Raw genomic sequence first — 16116 nt, 5'->3', positions numbered from 1 at the left:
GCGTTTGAAAACAACGCCAGAGCTAGTGGGTGGTCGCCATCAAGACTTTCGGCGCGGCGATGGACGCATGGCTGGCCAATGCACGTTTGGCCGACAGCACCCGTGCCATGCGCAAGCGCATCATCGACCGAGATCTCCTAACGGTCTTTCACAATTGCCTGCTGACCGAGAATCGGGCCGAAGACCAGTAAGCGTCGTGCAAAAAGGTCAAGGGGCTTAGAGCGCGGGCCATGGCTACTCTATTTTCGTGAACAGTTTTCCGCCGGTGCTCTGGTCGATGATTTATATGGTTTTCGTCTAGATGCTCTGAGGTTTCGTCTTGGACATCTGCTTTCGATGAAACGACACTTCTAGATAGCAAGAGCTCATTCAAGCAGGCTTGTATTGGAAGGTAGCTCTTTGCTCCGGTTATATAACAACCGGTCTGGGGTGATTGTAGGGCGCTTAATACTATCTTTGAGCAAACGGAGTGCGGAAAAAATCTCGATCACAGGCTATTTTTTTCCTAGCTTAGTCCGCCCCAGGATAGCTAGCTTTGTGGGCAGGTCCGCTGGTTGTATCTTGGAGAATGCTAATGAATACGAAAGAAAAGTTTGAACAGCTTAAGAGCACGCAAGGTCTTAATGATGAAGTACTGTTGGACTTCTTTGACTCGCTTTCTCCAGTCACAATCGATGGCGCGTTGGGCCGTTGGCAAGGTGGTGACTTCAAGACAGGACACTGGGGCAATGACGCACTTACCGGAATGAAGTGGTACGGAAAGTGGTACCGGAGCAAGTTGGATGCCGTTCCCCTAGTCTGCTACGACGAACAGGGCCGACTATTTTCCAACAAGATCATGAAAGGTGAGGCCTCTCTCTGGGAGGTGGCGTTTCGTGGCAAGGTTTCGACTACGATGATCTACGATGGCGTTCCGATTTATGATCACTTGCGCAAGGTCGATGACAACACCCTTTTCGGGATCATGGATGGTAAGTCCTTTGAGGGGCAGCTCCCCGACATCATCGACAATGGCAAGTACTACTTCTTCTACCTCGAAAGGGTCGATGGCTTCCCTGTCGAGTTCGTCTAGCGTGCAGCAGCGCGACAGCTGGACTTTCGACAGGTAATCCCCCCATTTTCAGTACTCGCCAGTAGTAGAGGTCAGGCCGCAAGGAACAACTTTTGTTTGGTCCGATGCCTCCCGGGGCCATCTATCGCCGCTGGGATGGCTTTTCCCTGAACGCTTAGGTCTAACGGCTCAATGTTAGCGTGCAATTCCCGATTGCGCGCTAACATTGCTCAAGGCTGACCTGACGCCTGCTTAATGAATTGGAGCGAAGGTATGAAGCTTGACCCTCGCATGGTGGTGCAGTTTGCGGTGATCGCAGAAGAGGCCTCGTTCACACGGGCGGCTGAGCGTTTATGTGTAGCACAACCTTGGTTGTCGAGACGTTTGAGTAAATTCGAGGAACAGTTGGGCTTCCCGCTGTTTGTCCGCAACACACGTAGTATTGCGTTGACCGATAAGGGATGGGAACTGCTTCAGGTAGCTCGTAGTGTCCAAGTTTCAATGTCAGCGATGGAAGCATTGGCATCTCAGTTGCAACGCGGGAGCGCGGGTCGACTGAGGCTAGGTGTGCCCCCATACAGCTACCAAGTTGCCCCCAGAGGCGAACTAATTGATCGCTTTTGCTTACTTTATTCTGATGTTAGCGTGGAACTCGATGTTGGCTGGACGCCTGGGCTGATTGATCGGGTGTTGTCAGGGTCGTTAGATTTGGCTTTTGTATTAGGCGACATTCGTAGTACTGAGCTTGAAGTAACGACGCTCTGCGAACTTCGTGTAGAGCTGATAATGGCTGCCGATCACCCGCTTGCTACCGTGAAGGAGCTGGTTTCTTCTGACCTCAAGAACCAGACGATTGCGGTATTCAATAAGGCGCTCCATCCTGAGTTGTTTGATTCCATTTACTCAAAGTGGCAGGAGGCTGGCGCCAAGCTGATTCCGTTTGTGGAGCTCAACCAGGCTCTTTTGGATCGCACGCTTAGTCTGGAAAAAATCATCATTGCCAGCTTCGACTTGAGGGACGATCTCCTCAATGAAAAAGCAATTATTAGAAGGGCGCTTGGGGACAGTATTTGGGTTCCTTTTTCCCTTGTGCGCAGGATTGGCTGGAACTCGCGGGAAAGTCAGCGTTTCTTGAACCTTGCCAGAGACTTTGCTCTAAAGCCGCCAGATATGGCCCGTCAATAGCGCTGGTGGAGTCAACATCCCAGCTGCTCGAGGCCATCCACCGCGATCACAAAGCAAAAGCCGTGGGCGCATCGGTGGGGAACAGGAATGATTACCTTTGGGTTCTACTCCATCGCCGGGGGGCGGGCCGAAGGGGCCGGCCACCTGTTGCAGGCAGTTGCCAACCTTCTGAATACACTTATGAAGAGGACTTTCCTGGGCAGCTTTCGAGTCCTGCTCGATCCCGGCTGGCCTGATCCAGTTTGTTCAGATGGCCAGCGACTGATCCATCAACCGGATGGGGGTCGATGAAGGTTAGGCGAGTCAGTAAGGGGAATTACTCCCGAGTGCTACAGCACAATCTGCTTCTTGATGTTCACCAGCTCGTTGATAATAGAGTGGTTGATCGGTAATTGATTCATTCGCGGTAAACAATGGCGATCGGGACCTTAGGGGGAGATCGCCATTGTCGTTTCTGGACATTTGAATCCGCGCTTCAGGCATTTGTGTTGCAGCGTTTTTGCAAACGACACTTTTCAGCCGTTCGGCAATATCACGCAAGACATGTTCTTCGCCGTGCCCCGGCCTTCTCTCTACCCTTGTGTCTCCCCCCGCTGTTTGCGTCGCGGCTTGTCCGCCGAGCGGGTTTGTTCGGAATTCTCATGGTTGTCAGTTGACAGCTAAATTGTGCTGGCGATACTGGAGGCTATGGATGGCTCGTGCAACTCATCCCAAGAAGGACATTGAAATGGCCCTGCGCTACGCCGAATGGCAGGGCTGGCGCATCGAGGTCGGCGGTGGTCATGCCTGGGGCTGGATCTACTGCCCGTACAACAACGAAGTGTGTCGCTGTGGCGAGTTCTGCATCACCAGTGTCTGGCGCACGCCGAAGAACCCGACCCAGCACGCCCGGGCGCTATGTCGGGTGATCGACAACTGCACCCTGAACCAGCTGCGTGGGGCCAAGGCGCCGGCAGCCCGCAAGGAGTAAGCACCATGGAATACCTGTTCACCCTCAACTACCTGCTGCCGCAGGAGGGCTGTGATCCGCTGCAACTGGTGGAGCGCCTCGGTGCGGCGGGGTGCACCGACGCCCTGGTGGGCACTGGCCTGGCCGGGCGCCTCGCCCTGGAGTTCAGCCGCGAAGCCGAGAGCGCCGAGGCGGCGCTGCTCAGTGCCCTGGCGGATATCAAGCGGATCATCCCCGAAGCGCGGCTGGTGGAGGCCAGCCCGGATGTCGTCGGCCTCAGCGAGATTGCCGAAATAGTCGGCGTGTCGCGGCAGAACATGCGCAAGCTGATGCTCGCCCACGCCGAGAGCTTTCCCCTGGCGATCCATGAGGGCAGTACCTCGCTGTGGCATCTGGCGGAGGTCCTGAGCTGGCTGGACAGCAAGGGCGGCTACGCCCTCAAGCACCCGGTGATCGAGGTGGCGCGGGTGGCGCAGCAGGTGAACACCGCCAAGGAGTCGAAGCGCATCGGCCCCTTGAGCGGCGAACTGGTGGCCCTGTTGGGCTGACGGGGAGGGACGGGGCTTAGCGCCGGGCCACGTCCGAGAAGTAGAACTTGTCCAGGGTGTGCCGTGATTCGGTGTATTCGAACTGCCGGCCATCCTGGAGAAAGGTCTGGTTGCTCACCACGATCACATGGCTCTGGCCGTCCAGGTCGAGCAGTTGCTGGTCGTCCTTGCTCCGCGGGCTGGCCTCGATGGTGCGCTGGGCATAGCTGATGTTCAGTTGCAGGGTCTGTTCGATGTAGGCGTAGATCGAGTGCTCGGCGATCTGCCGGTCCAGCCCCGGGATCAGTTCGGCAACGAAGTGGTTGATGTCGAGAATCACCCGCTTGCCATCGATGCGCCGCACCCGCTTGATCCGGGTGACCAGGCTGCCTTCCTCTGCCTGCAGGTGATTTCTCAGTGCGCCTTGCAGGGGGAACTGGCTGAACTCCACCACTTCGGTGCTGACGTCATCCCCCAGCCGTGGGTAGGTTTCCTGGAAGCTGACGATGCCGCCCAGCTGGAACTCGATGGGGTTGGGCGAGAGGACGAAGGTGCCCTTGCCGTGGATCTTCTGCGCAAAGCCGCGCTCCTGGAGCAGTTCGATGGCCTTGCGCACAGTGCCGCGGCTGGCCTGGTAACTGTCCATCAGCTCGCTTTCCGAAGGCAGGCGGGCACCGCGCTCCAGGCGTTCGGTGGTGATGCTGGCAAGCAGATCGCTGTAGATCTGGTTGTATTTGCTCATGGAATGGCTCTGTGCCGGACTGTGCTCAAGGCAGGCACCTTAAGGGCTGGACGGTGCATTTGTCCATGCGGCAGGCGTGTGGTTCGCGAGTTGAAAAGGGCGGGGCAGGGCGTTGGCGGAAGAAAAATCCTAACTCGTCTGTACGAGTTGTTGATTTAACTCGTACAGACGAGTAGTTTCCTCCCTCGGCGTGCTGCCAATAACAAAAAACTCAGGTGGAAGAACGAGCATGAGCCACGACTATTCAACGATCGCCAGCGAGTTGCTGCACAGCCTCGGTGGCGCCGACAACCTCGAACAGGCCGCCCACTGCGTGACCCGCCTGCGCCTGGCCCTCAAGGACCCGAGCCGGGTCGACAGCGCCACCCTGAACCAGATCGACCTGGTCAAGGGCTCGTTCTTCACTGGTGGGCTGTATCAGGTAGTGATCGGCCCCGGCGAGGTGGAAAAGGTCTATGCGGCGTTGCGCCAGCAGACCGGCCTCGCGGCCTCGACCATTGCCGACGTGAAGCACAAGGGCGCACAGAAGGCTCATGCGATGCAGCGTCTGGTGCGGGTGTTCTCCGATGTGTTCATGCCCATCCTGCCAGCCCTGATCATTGCCGGCCTGCTGATGGGGGTGAACAACCTGCTGGGCGCCAAGGGCATGTTCATCCAGGGCCAGACCCTGCTCGAGGCCTACCCGGATCTGGACGGGCTCTGGAGCCTGATCAACCTGATGGCCAACACCTCCTTCGTGTTCCTGCCGGCCCTGGTGGGCTGGTCGGCGGCCAAGCGTTTTGGTGGCAGTGAAATCCTCGGTATCGTCCTCGGCCTGATGCTGGTGCACCCGGACCTGCTCAATGCCTGGAACTACGGCAAGGCCGTGGCCGGGCTGGATGGCCAGAGCCTGCCGTACTTCGACATCCTCGGCCTGTTCCAGATCGAGAAGGTCGGCTACCAGGGGCAGATCCTGCCGATCCTGCTGGCAGCCTATGTGATGAGCGTGATCGAAAAATGGCTGCGGGCCCGGGTGCCCAACGCCATTACCCTGCTGGTGGTGCCCATCACCACCATCGTGGTCACCGGGGTGCTGGCCCTGGCGATCATCGGCCCGGTGACCCGCCATCTGGGGATCCTGATCACCGAAGGCGTGGTCACCCTGTTCGACCTGGCGCCGGTGGTGGGTGGGGCGATCTTTGGCCTCCTCTATGCGCCGCTGGTGATCACCGGCATGCACCACATGTTCCTGGCGGTCGATCTGCAACTGATCTCCACCCAGGGCGGCACCTTTATCTGGCCCATGATCGTCATGTCCAACCTGGCCCAGGGCAGCGCGGCCCTGGCGGTGTTCACCATGAGCCGCAATGCCCGGGACCGCAGCATGGCTTCGACCTCGGCGATCTCGGCCTATTTCGGCATCACCGAGCCGGCGATGTTCGGCGTCAACCTGCGCTACAAGTTTCCGTTCTATGCCGCGCTGATCGGTTCGGCCCTGGGCAGCATCTTCCTCTCGCTGAACAAGGTCCAGGCCTCGGCTATCGGCGTCGGTGGGCTGCCGGGGTTCATCTCGATCATTCCGCAATACATCCCGATGTTCGTGATCGGCATGGTCGTCGCCCTGGTGGTGCCTTTCGTCCTGACCTGCGGCCTGAGCCTGAAGATCATCCGTCCCGGCTACCGAGTGGCCTGACCGGCCCTGCAGGAGCCGGCTCGCCGGCGAATGCCCTCGCACTTTCCAAAGGATTCCCCCATGCAAGACTGGCAGCGTTCGGTGATCTACCAGATCTACCCGAAAAGTTTTCACAGCCACCAAGGGCAGGCCACCGGCGACCTGCTGGGAGTGGTAGACAAGCTCGACTACCTGCACTGGCTGGGGGTCGATTGCCTGTGGCTGACCCCGTTCCTGCGTTCGCCGCAACGCGACAACGGTTATGACATCAGCGACTACTACGCCATCGATCCCAGCTACGGCAGCATGGCCGACTGCGAGTTGCTGATCGCCGAGGCCGGCAAGCGCGGGATCAAGCTGATGCTGGACATCGTGGTCAACCACACCTCCATCGAGCACGCCTGGTTCCAGCAGGCCCGCAGCAGCCTGGACAACCCCTACCGGGATTTCTACATCTGGCGCGATGAGCCCAACAACTGGGAGTCCAAGTTTGGCGGCTCGGCCTGGGAATACGAGGCACAGACCGGGCAGTACTACCTGCACCTGTTCGACCACACCCAGGCCGACCTCAACTGGGACAACCCACGGGTGCGCGCCGAAGTCTTCAAGATGATGCGCTTCTGGCGGGACAAGGGCGTCGGCGGCTTTCGCCTCGACGTGATCAACCTCATCTCCAAGCCTGCGGACTTCCCCGAGGACCAGAGCGATGGCCGGCGCTTCTATACCGATGGCCCGAACGTTCATGAGTACTTGCAGGAAATGCATCGGGAAGTGTTCGCCGGCCATGACCTGGTGAATGTCGGCGAGATGTCGTCCACCCGCCTGGAACACTGCATCCGCTACTCGAACCCGGAGTCGAAGGAGCTGTCCATGACCTTCAACTTCCATCACCTGAAGGTGGATTACCCCAATCAGCAGAAGTGGTTGCGGGCCGATTTCGACTTCCTTGAACTCAAGCGCATCCTGTCCGACTGGCAGTGCGGCATGCAGGCCGGTGGCGGCTGGAATGCGCTGTTCTGGTGTAACCACGACCAGCCCCGGGTGGTCTCGCGCTTTGGCGACGACGGCGAACACCGTGTGGTGTCGGCGAAGATGCTGGCCACCGCATTGCACCTGCTGCAGGGCACGCCCTTTGTCTATCAGGGCGAAGAGCTGGGCATGACCAATCCGCATTTCCAGCGCATCGAGCAGTATCGCGACGTCGAGACCCTGAACATCTACCGCCTCAAGCGCGAGGCCGGTGAAGAGCCGCAGGCCATCATGGCGGCGATCCAGCAGAAGTCCCGGGACAACGGGCGTACGCCAATGCAGTGGGATGCCGGGGCCAATGCCGGTTTCAGCAGCGGCACCCCCTGGATCGAGGTTGCGGCCAACGCTGGCCAGATCAACGTCCAGGCACAGCTCGACGACCCGCAATCAGTGCTGCACCACTATCGCCAATTGATCGCGTTGCGCCGTGAGCAGGGTTTGATCCAGCACGGCGTCTATCGCCAATTGCTGCCCGAGCATCCGCAGGTCTGGGCCTACGTGCGGGAAGGGCAGGGCGAGCGACTGCTGGTGGTGAACAACTTCTACGGTTCGCCGTGCGAGGTTGAATTGCCGCAGGAGGTCGTCGAGCCGGGCATGCAGCAGCGTCTGCTGATCAGCAACTACCCGGGGGATGGCGCCCGCAGCCGGCATTTGCGGCTGCGGCCCTATGAGTCCTTCGTCCTGCACCTGACCGACTGCTGACAATCCTCGCAGAAGCTGCCGGGCGGTTTGCGTCTGCCGTGAATGCGCTGTTGCAGATACAGCGCAGGGCTTCGTTCGTCGGCAAGCCGGCTTCTGCGGATCGAAATATCACAATAAAAATAATGGGGTGGCTTATGAAAACAACAATAAATCGCGGCCTGGCGGCGTCCTGCCTGTGCCTGGCATTGCCCTTTCCGGCCCAGGCCCTGGAGTTCGCCGGCTACCTGCGCAGCGGCCTTGGCACTTCGGTCAACAGCGGCCCGCAATCCTGCTTTCAGCTACCCGGCGCGCCCTCCAAGTACCGCCTGGGCAACGAGTGCGAGCAGTACGCCGAGCTTGAGCTGCGCCAGGACCTGTACACCCTGGAAGACGGCTCGGTGCTCAGCGTCGACGGCATGGCTTCGCTCTACAACCGCTACGACCGCAACCTGACCTTCCAGGGCGAAAACGGCTCGGCGCGCATGCCGCAGATGTACGCCCAGTGGTCGAACCTGCCCAGCCTCAATGGCGGCTCGCTGTGGGCCGGGCGCCGTTACTACAAGCGTAACGACATCCATATTTCCGACTTCTACTACTGGAACCAGAGCGCCACCGGCGGCGGGGTCGAGGACGTGCGCATCGGCGATCTGAAATACAGCTACGCCTTTTCCCGCAAGGACAACCTCTACCAGAAGCAGGCCGTGAGCCGTCATGACTTCAACGTTGCCGGTTTCCAGACCAACCCCGGCGGCGAGCTGGAGCTGGGCCTGAGTTACCTGGAAAAGCCCGATCGCCGTGGTGCCCACAATGGCTGGGCGATCACCACCCAGCATGTGCAGAAAGACTTTTTCGGCGGCAAGAACAAACTGGCCCTGCAATACGGTGAGGGCCCCGGTACCGGCCTGGGCTACACCGGCAATCCCTACCTGGATGACGGCAACAAGAGCTATCGCCTGGTGGAGTTCTTCGATTGGCAGGTCACCCCGCGCTTCGGCGGCCAGGTAGAGGCGGTCTATCAGAAGGACATTCGCCCCGACGGCCAGGACCAGAACTGGATCTCCCTGGGTGTGCGCCCGGCCTATGCCATCACCGAACAGTTCAAGCTGGTGACCGAGTTTGGTCATGATCAGGTGGAGGCGCCCGGTGGCACCCGCAAACTCAGCAAGTTCACCTTCGCGCCCACCTGGTCGCCCAAGGGGCCGGAGTTCTGGGCGCGGCCCGAGGTGCGCCTGTATTACACCTATGCCAGTTGGAACGAGGCCGCCAAACGCGCGGCCAACGAACTGGCGGCCGGCTCCGCGCTGTCCGACAGTGGTGTCTTCGGCACCGCCCGGCACGGGGCGAACGTCGGTTTGCAGGTCGAGTACTGGTGGAAATAAGCGATGCTGTCGGGGCTCGCGCTCCATCGGCACTTCAAGGAATCATTAGCAGGTGACGTCATGGCCATAACCCAACCCTTGCAATTGCTCGCGCCCCTGTCCGGGGTGCTGCTGCCCCTGGACCAGGTTCCGGACCCGGTGTTTTCCAGCCGGGTGATCGGTGACGGGCTGTGCATCGACCCGACTTCCCAGACCCTCTGTGCGCCTCTGTCCGGGGTGATCAGCAACCTGCAACACAGCGGCCATGCGGTGAGCATCACCGGTGAACAGGGCCAGCAGGTGCTGATGCACATCGGGCTGGACACGGTGAACCTCGCGGGCAAGGGCTTCACCTGTCTGGTCGAGGAGGGGCAGCAGATCTCGGCAGGCCAGCCGCTGATCGAGTTCGATGCTGATTATCTGGCCCGGCACGCGCGCAGCCTGTTGACCCTGATGCTGGTGGTCAGTGGCGAGGCGGTGACGGGGCTGGTGTCCGGCAGCCTGCTGGTGGAGCTGGGACAGCCGGTGTTGCAGATCGAGCCCGCCTGCGCAGAGGAGGGGGCCAAGGTCGAGGGCGCTGAAACTGAGGCGCTGTTTTCCAAACCGCTGATCCTGGGCAACCCCCAGGGGCTGCACGCACGTCCGGCGGCGTTGCTGGCCCAGGCCGCCAAGGGCTTTGCCGCGAATATCTGCCTGCACCGGCGCCAGGACTCGGCCAATGCCAAGTCCCTGGTGTCGATCATGGCGTTGCAGACGGTGCAGGGCGATGTCTTGCAGGTCAGTGCTGCGGGTGCGGATGCCGAGCAGGCGATCCAGGTTCTGGTGGAGCTGCTGGCCTCGGGTTGTGGCGAGAAAGTCAGTGCTGCGGCGCCGAGTCCTGAGCCAGTAGCGGCGCGGGATGAGTCGTTGGAGACGGTTCTGCGGGGTGTCTGTGCGTCACCGGGTTCGGCGGTCGGCCAGGTGGTCCATGTGGCTGAGCAGCGCCTGCAGATAAGCGAGTGGGCGGCAAACCCGCAGCAGGAGCGCGAAGTCCTTGAGCGGGCCTTGCGAGAGGCGGTGCGGGGCCTGCAACAGCTGCGGGACAATGCCCCGGGTGAAGCACAGCAGGAAATCTTCCGCGCCCACCAGGAACTCCTCGACGACCCGAGCCTGTTGCAGCAAACCGAAGCCCTGATCGTCACCGGCAAGAGCGCCGCCTTTGCCTGGAACAGTGCCATTGAGGTTACCGCCGAGCTGTTCAAGGGCCTGGGCAGCACGCTGCTGGCTGAACGCGCGGTGGATCTGGCGGACGTCGGCCAACGGGTGCTCAAGCTGATTCTCGGGGTGCAAGAGCATGCCGTGAGCTTGCCGGACCAGGCCATTCTGATTGCCGAGCAACTGACCCCCTCGCAGACCGCCAGCCTGGACACGGCCAAGGTGCTGGGGTTTGCCACTGTCGGCGGCGGCGCCACCAGCCACGTGGCGATTCTCGCCCGAGCCCTGGGCCTGCCGGCGATCTGTGGGCTGTCGCCCCGGGTCCTGTCCCTGGCCAACGGCACCCGGGTGCTGCTGGATGCCGATCGCGGCGAACTGCATACGGACCCTGACCCGCAACGCTTGCAGCAACTGGAGTCCCTGCGTCAGCAGCAACGCCTGCGCCAGCGTCAGGACCTGGCCCAGGCGGCGCAACCGGCGGTGACCCGCGATGGTCATCATCTGGAGGTCACGGCCAACATTGCCTCTCTGGCGGAGGCCGAGCAGGCCATGAGCCTGGGAGGCGAAGGCGTCGGCCTGTTGCGTTCGGAGTTCCTCTACCAGGACCGCAGCCACGCCCCCAGCCTGGAGGAGCAGGCCGAAACCTATCGGGCCATCGCCCAGGCCCTGGGCCCTGAGCGCAATCTGGTGGTGCGCACCCTGGACGTGGGCGGCGACAAGCCCCTGGCCTATGTGCCCATGGACAGTGAAGCCAACCCCTTTCTCGGCCTGCGGGGCATCCGCCTGTGCCTGGAGCGTCCCGAACTGCTGCGGGAGCAGTTCCGGGCGATTCTCGCCAGCGCCGGGCAGGCACGCCTGCACATCATGTTGCCCATGGTCAGCCAGCTGGCGGAGCTGCGTCAGGCGCGGCAGCTACTGGATGACGAGGTTCGGGCCCTGGGCCTGGCGGAAAGGCCCAAGTTGGGCATCATGATCGAGGTGCCTTCGGCGGCCCTGATGGCAGACCGCTTTGCTCCGGAGGTGGATTTCTTCTCCATCGGCACCAACGACCTGACCCAGTACACCCTGGCCATGGACCGTGATCATCCGCGCCTGGCCAGTCAGGCCGACAGCTTCCACCCGTCGGTGCTGCGCCTGATCGCGCGAACGGTGCAGGCCGCCCATGCCCACGGCAAGTGGGTCGGAGTCTGTGGTGCACTGGCGTCCGAAACCCTGGCAGTGCCGCTGTTGCTGGGCCTGGGGGTGGACGAACTGTCGGTGAGCGTGCCGTTGATTCCGGCCATCAAGGCCCGGGTACGCGAGCTGGATCTGAGCGAATGCCAGGCGCTGGCAGCTCGGATCATCGATCTGGAGGACGCGGTTCAGGTACGTGAATACCTGCACAAGCAGCAAGTCGCAGCCGATTCACTGGTTCTGGAGAACTGAAAATGTTCGAGAAATTGCAACGCGCGTTCTGGAAAGCCCTGACTCCAGACCTGATCCCTGATCAACCGAAGGCCCCCAGGGCCAACGGCAATGTTCTGAATGACGCAATGCTGGCGGCGCTGGGTGGCAGCGCCAACATCAAGAGCCAGCAACCCCTGGCCCTGACCCGCCTGCGCCTTGAGCTGCATGATCCGCAACTGCTGGACAGCAGCGCCCTGCGCGTGGCGGGGGTACCGGCGGTGATGCCCCTGGCCGGTGGCGTGGTGCACCTGCTGTTGGGGTTGCAGGGCTGAGGGGCCTGTTCGCCGGCCAACCGGTTCCTGCAAGAGCAACGGGCTTGCCAGCGAGCAGACTCTCGAAAACACCCATCGTTTCCCCGTCTCGCCTGCGTCCCGTCGCCGCGCCGGCCTTACTGTTTCTCAACTGCGGGTGTATCGTATTCGCCTTTTGCGGGCCTGGGCCCGCGGCTGATACGTGAGGTAGTTGAGTCCATGTCCTTTACCCGTCGACAAATACTCGGTGGTCTGGCCGGTCTGGTAGTGGTGGGCGTGGGGGCGGGCGGCGCATCGCGTTATTGGCTGGGAAAGATGGCTGACGCCGAGGCGGGGCACGATTACGAGCTGATCGCCGCGCCACTGGACGTGGAGCTGGTGCCGGGGCACAAGACCGAGGCCTGGGCCTTCGGCCCTTCGGCGCCGGGTACCGAACTGCGGGTACGCCAGGGCGAGTGGCTGCGGGTACGCTTTATCAACCACCTACCGGTGGCCACCACCATCCACTGGCACGGCATCCGCCTGCCCCTGGAAATGGACGGCGTGCCTTACGTCTCGCAACTGCCGGTGCTGCCCGGCGAATACTTCGACTACAAATTCCGCGTACCGGATGCCGGCAGCTACTGGTATCACCCCCATGTGAACAGCAGCGAAGAACTGGGTCGCGGCCTGGTGGGCCCGCTGATCATCGAAGAGCGCGAACCCACCGGCTTCAAGTACGAGCGCACCCTGAGCCTGAAAAGCTGGCACGTGGATGAAGAGGGCGCGTTCATGCCCTTCAGCATCCCTCGGGAGGCGGCGCGCGGTGGTACGGCCGGGCGCCTGTCCACCATCAACGGTGTGTCCCAGGCGGTGATCGACCTGCCGGCCGGGCAGATCACCCGGGTGCGCCTGCTGAACCTGGACAACACCCTGACCTACCGCATCAACATCCCGGATGTCGAAGCGCAGATCTACGCCCTGGACGGCAACCCCATCGAGCCGCGCCCCTTGGGCAAGGAATACTGGCTGGGCCCGGGCATGCGCATCTGCCTGGCGATCAAGGCGCCGGCGGCCGGTGTGGAGTTGTCCCTGCGCAACGGACCGGTGCGCCTGGGCACTTTGCGCTCGGTGGCCAACAACGACGCGCCCACCCAGTGGCCCGCCGCCTTGCCGGCCAACCCCGTGGCCGAGCCGGATCTCGACAACGCCGAGAAGCTCAACTTCAATTTCGAATGGGTTGGCTCGGTCTCGGTGAACGTGGACAATGGCAAGCCGCCTAGCCTGTGGCAGATCAACGGCCAGGCCTGGGACATCACCGACAAGACCTGCGCCGACCGCCCGATTGCCACCCTGAAAAAGGGCAAGAGCTACATTTTCGAATTGAAGAACATGACCCAGTACCAGCACCCGATCCACTTGCACGGCATGAGCTTCAAGGTCATCGCCTCGAACCGCAAGAAGATCACCCCCTACTTCACCGACACCTACCTGCTGGGCAAGAACGAGCGTGCCCGGGTCGCCCTGGTGGCGGATAACCCGGGGGTCTGGATGTTCCACTGCCACGTGATCGACCACATGGAAACCGGCCTGATGGCCGCCATCGAGGTGGTGTGATGCGCCAGATACGCCCGGCGCCGATCATCGACCGCAGCCGCGACCAGGACTTCATGCGTGAAGCCCTGGCCCTGGCCGCGCAGGGCGCTGCCCTGGGCGAGGTGCCGGTTGGCGCGGTGCTGGTGCTGGATGGGCAGGTCATCGGCCGTGGCTACAACTGCCCCATCAGCGGCAGCGATCCCAGCGCCCACGCCGAGATGGTGGCGATCCGCGAAGCGGCCCAGGCGGTGAGCAACTATCGCCTGCCCGGCAGCACCCTGTACGTGACCCTTGAACCTTGCAGCATGTGCGCCGGGCTGATCGTCCATTCGCGCATTGCCCGGGTGGTGTACGGCGCACTGGAACCCAAGGCCGGCATTGTGCAGAGCCAGGGGCAGTTCTTCACCCAAGGGTTTCTCAACCATCGAGTGCTGTACGAGGGCGGAGTTCTGGCCGAGGAGTGCGGCACGGTGCTGAGCGAATTCTTCAAGGCGCGTCGAGCGCGCTGATCTCAAACCGGTTCGCGGCCTACACAAAACCGTAGGAGCCGGCTTGCCGGCGAAGAGGCCCTTGAGCCTTGCGCCGCTCTGGCGGGCGCCTTCGCTGGCAAGCGGAACGCCGCCCGGCCAGCTCCTGCGGGGGAAGGCGGGTTATTTCTTGGCGACTATCACCGCACGCATCGGCGCCGGCAGGCCTTCGATGGTCTTGCTGTGGTCGTTGGGGTCCAGGAAGTCGCTCAGGGACTGGTACTTCATCCACTCGGTGCCGCGCTGCTCCTCGACGCTGGTCACGCTCACATCAACACAACGCACATCGCTGAAACCGGCGCGTCGCAGCCACAGTTCCAGGGCCGGTACGGACGGCAGGAACCATACGTTGCGCATCTGCGCGTAGCGGTCTTCCGGTACCAGCACCTGGTGCTGGTCGCCTTCCACCACCAGGGTTTCCAACACCAGTTCACCGCCCTTGACCAGGCAGTCCTTGAGCGCCAGCAGGTGCTCGATGGGCGAACGGCGGTGGTAGAACACCCCCATGGAAAACACCGTGTCGAAGCCTTCCAGGTTGGCCGGCAGGTCTTCGAAGGGGAAGGGCAGGTGCCACACCGAAGGCTCCGACAAGTAACGCTGCACCGCCTGGAACTGGCAGAAGAACAGCCAGTTGGGGTCGACGCCGATCACGCTGTGGGCGCCGGCGCCAAGCATGCGCCACATGTAGTAGCCATTGCCGCAGCCGACATCGAGGATGCGCTTGCCCTCAAGGTCCAGGTGCGGGGCGACCCGCGACCACTTCCAGTCCGAACGCCATTCGGTGTCCACGTGCACGCCGAACAGGTCGAACGGGCCCTTGCGCCACGGCGACAGGCCCATCAGTGCGGTGCGCATCTGCGCCCGAGTGGCGTTGTCGCAGTCGGTGTCCAGGCGCAGGCCATTGATCAGGTCGATTTCGCTGGGCTGGATCTTCGGCAATGCATCCAGGGCGCTTTGCCAGCGCTCCAGGTCGCCATGGCCTTTTTCCATCTTGGCGTCGAGCTGGGCTTGCAGCCCGTTGGCCCAGGTGGCCAGGGGCGTACCCGCCAGACGGCGAGCGAGGGGGGACAGATCAATCATGGCAGGGCAATCAACGAGGCAAAGTTAAGGCATTGGAACCACGGCACCACTTTCGAGAACCCGGCAGCCAGCAGGCGTTCGCGGTGTTCTTCGAGGCTGTCGGGCTTCATGACGTTTTCGATGGCACTGCGCTTCTGGGCGATTTCCAGTTCGCTGTAGCCGTTGGCGCGCTTGAAGGCGATGTGCAGGTCGGTGAGCAGGGCGTGTTCCTGGTCATCGTTGAAGCGCAGCTTCTCCGAGAGGATCAGCGCGCCACCGGGCAGCAGTGACTGGCGGATGCGCCCCAGCAGGGCCAGACGCTGCTCGGGGGCGATGAACTGCAGGGTGAAGTTCAGGGCCACCACCGAGGCCGGCTGGAATTCCAGGGCCAGGATATCGCCCTCGATCACCTGCACCGGCAGCAGCTCCTGGAACATCGAGTCCTGGCCGTTGAGGTATTCCCGGCACCGTTCGACCATGGCTGCGGAGTTGTCCACCGCGATGACCCGGCAGCCATCCGTGCGCACATGGCGGCGCAGGGCCTGGGTCACTGCCCCCAGGGAAGAGCCCAGGTCGTAGAGCACGCTGTTGGGCTGGGCGAACTGCGCCGCCAGCACCCCGAGGTTCTCGACAATGGTCGGGTAACCCGGCACCGAGCGCTTGATCATGTCCGGGAACACCCGCACCACATCCTCGTTGAAGGCGAAGTCGGGCACCTGGGCCAGTGGCTGGGCGAAAAGGCGGTCGGGTTCTTTGCTCACGGCGGTTCCGGCGATGGAGATAAAAAGAGGGCGGCATTGTAGCCGCTGCCGCAGGCTGCGATAAGGCCCGCAGGGCCTTCAGGGGCGCAGGGCGACGCAAGGTGTGGTCCTTTCGCCGGCAAGCCGGCTC

15 protein-coding genes are annotated in these 16116 nt (G+C 62.0%); 12 read left to right on the top strand and 3 right to left on the bottom strand.

From position 1 onward, the window contains the following. The first annotated feature begins 29 nt into the window (after positions 1–29). From PFLCHA0_RS32040 to PFLCHA0_RS24545, 5 genes are all read left to right on the top strand, one after another. Entirely contained in the window at positions 30–191 is a 162-nt protein-coding gene (locus PFLCHA0_RS32040; RefSeq protein ID WP_015636873.1) for a hypothetical protein, read from the top strand. 383 nt (positions 192–574) lie between these two features. Beyond that, entirely contained in the window at positions 575–1072 is a 498-nt protein-coding gene (locus PFLCHA0_RS24560; protein WP_015636872.1) for a DUF4334 domain-containing protein, read from the top strand. A 252-nt stretch (positions 1073–1324) separates the two neighbouring features. Then, positions 1325–2236, top strand: a complete 912-nt coding sequence (locus tag PFLCHA0_RS30955) for a LysR family transcriptional regulator (protein WP_051167115.1) — start codon at positions 1325–1327, stop codon at positions 2234–2236. 691 nt (positions 2237–2927) lie between these two features. Continuing rightward, positions 2928–3206, top strand: a complete 279-nt coding sequence (locus PFLCHA0_RS24550; protein ID WP_015636870.1) for a hypothetical protein — start codon at positions 2928–2930, stop codon at positions 3204–3206. Positions 3207–3211: 5 nt separating this feature from the next. Further along, the gene (locus PFLCHA0_RS24545) at positions 3212–3733 is read left to right on the top strand and encodes a helix-turn-helix transcriptional regulator (RefSeq protein WP_015636869.1); all 522 of its coding nucleotides are present in this window, start codon (positions 3212–3214) and stop codon (positions 3731–3733) included. Positions 3734–3749: 16 nt separating this feature from the next. Here PFLCHA0_RS24545 and treR read toward each other — a convergent pair whose 3' ends face one another. Continuing rightward, positions 3750–4454: a trehalose operon repressor gene (gene treR / locus PFLCHA0_RS24540; protein ID WP_015636868.1), complete on the bottom strand. Its 705-nt coding sequence runs from the start codon at positions 4452–4454 to the stop codon at positions 3750–3752. 229 nt (positions 4455–4683) lie between these two features. Between treR and treP the strand changes: the two genes are divergently transcribed. The 7 genes from treP (at position 4684) to tadA (ending at position 14148) form a co-directional block, all read left to right on the top strand. Beyond that, positions 4684–6126, top strand: a complete 1443-nt coding sequence (treP, locus tag PFLCHA0_RS24535; protein WP_015636867.1) for a PTS system trehalose-specific EIIBC component — start codon at positions 4684–4686, stop codon at positions 6124–6126. 60 nt (positions 6127–6186) lie between these two features. Beyond that, a complete protein-coding gene (treC, locus tag PFLCHA0_RS24530) occupies positions 6187–7836 on the top strand; it encodes an alpha,alpha-phosphotrehalase (protein WP_015636866.1) in 1650 nt (549 codons plus the stop codon). Positions 7837–7970: 134 nt separating this feature from the next. Then, on the top strand, positions 7971–9194 hold the full coding sequence (locus PFLCHA0_RS24525; protein WP_011063185.1) for a maltoporin: 1224 nt from the start codon (positions 7971–7973) through the stop codon (positions 9192–9194). 60 nt (positions 9195–9254) lie between these two features. Next, positions 9255–11792, top strand: a complete 2538-nt coding sequence (gene ptsP / locus PFLCHA0_RS24520; RefSeq protein WP_015636865.1) for a phosphoenolpyruvate--protein phosphotransferase — start codon at positions 9255–9257, stop codon at positions 11790–11792. A 2-nt stretch (positions 11793–11794) separates the two neighbouring features. Then, complete coding sequence (locus tag PFLCHA0_RS24515) at positions 11795–12085, top strand: PTS transporter subunit EIIB (protein ID WP_011063183.1); 291 nt, start codon at positions 11795–11797, stop codon at positions 12083–12085. Between the two features lie 198 nt (positions 12086–12283). Further along, the gene (locus PFLCHA0_RS24510; protein ID WP_015636864.1) at positions 12284–13660 is read left to right on the top strand and encodes a multicopper oxidase family protein; all 1377 of its coding nucleotides are present in this window, start codon (positions 12284–12286) and stop codon (positions 13658–13660) included. Continuing rightward, positions 13660–14148, top strand: a complete 489-nt coding sequence (gene tadA / locus PFLCHA0_RS24505; protein ID WP_011063181.1) for a tRNA adenosine(34) deaminase TadA — start codon at positions 13660–13662, stop codon at positions 14146–14148. Before PFLCHA0_RS24510 ends, tadA begins: the two co-directional genes overlap by 1 nt. 141 nt (positions 14149–14289) lie before the next feature. Here tadA and cmoB read toward each other — a convergent pair whose 3' ends face one another. Both cmoB and cmoA read right to left on the bottom strand, forming a co-directional pair. After that, positions 14290–15246, bottom strand: coding sequence for a tRNA 5-methoxyuridine(34)/uridine 5-oxyacetic acid(34) synthase CmoB (gene cmoB / locus PFLCHA0_RS24500; RefSeq protein WP_015636863.1), 957 nt, complete (start codon positions 15244–15246; stop codon positions 14290–14292). Next, complete coding sequence (gene cmoA / locus PFLCHA0_RS24495) at positions 15243–15986, bottom strand: carboxy-S-adenosyl-L-methionine synthase CmoA (RefSeq protein WP_011063179.1); 744 nt, start codon at positions 15984–15986, stop codon at positions 15243–15245. Before cmoA ends, cmoB begins: the two co-directional genes overlap by 4 nt. Positions 15987–16116 lie beyond the last annotated feature (130 nt).

This window comes from Pseudomonas protegens CHA0 (assembly GCF_000397205.1).
In the GTDB taxonomy this organism is placed as follows: Bacteria; Pseudomonadota; Gammaproteobacteria; order Pseudomonadales; family Pseudomonadaceae; genus Aquipseudomonas; species Aquipseudomonas protegens.
The sequence above is the reverse complement of the archived record's forward strand: the minus strand, read 5'-3'. Positions and strand labels throughout refer to the sequence as shown.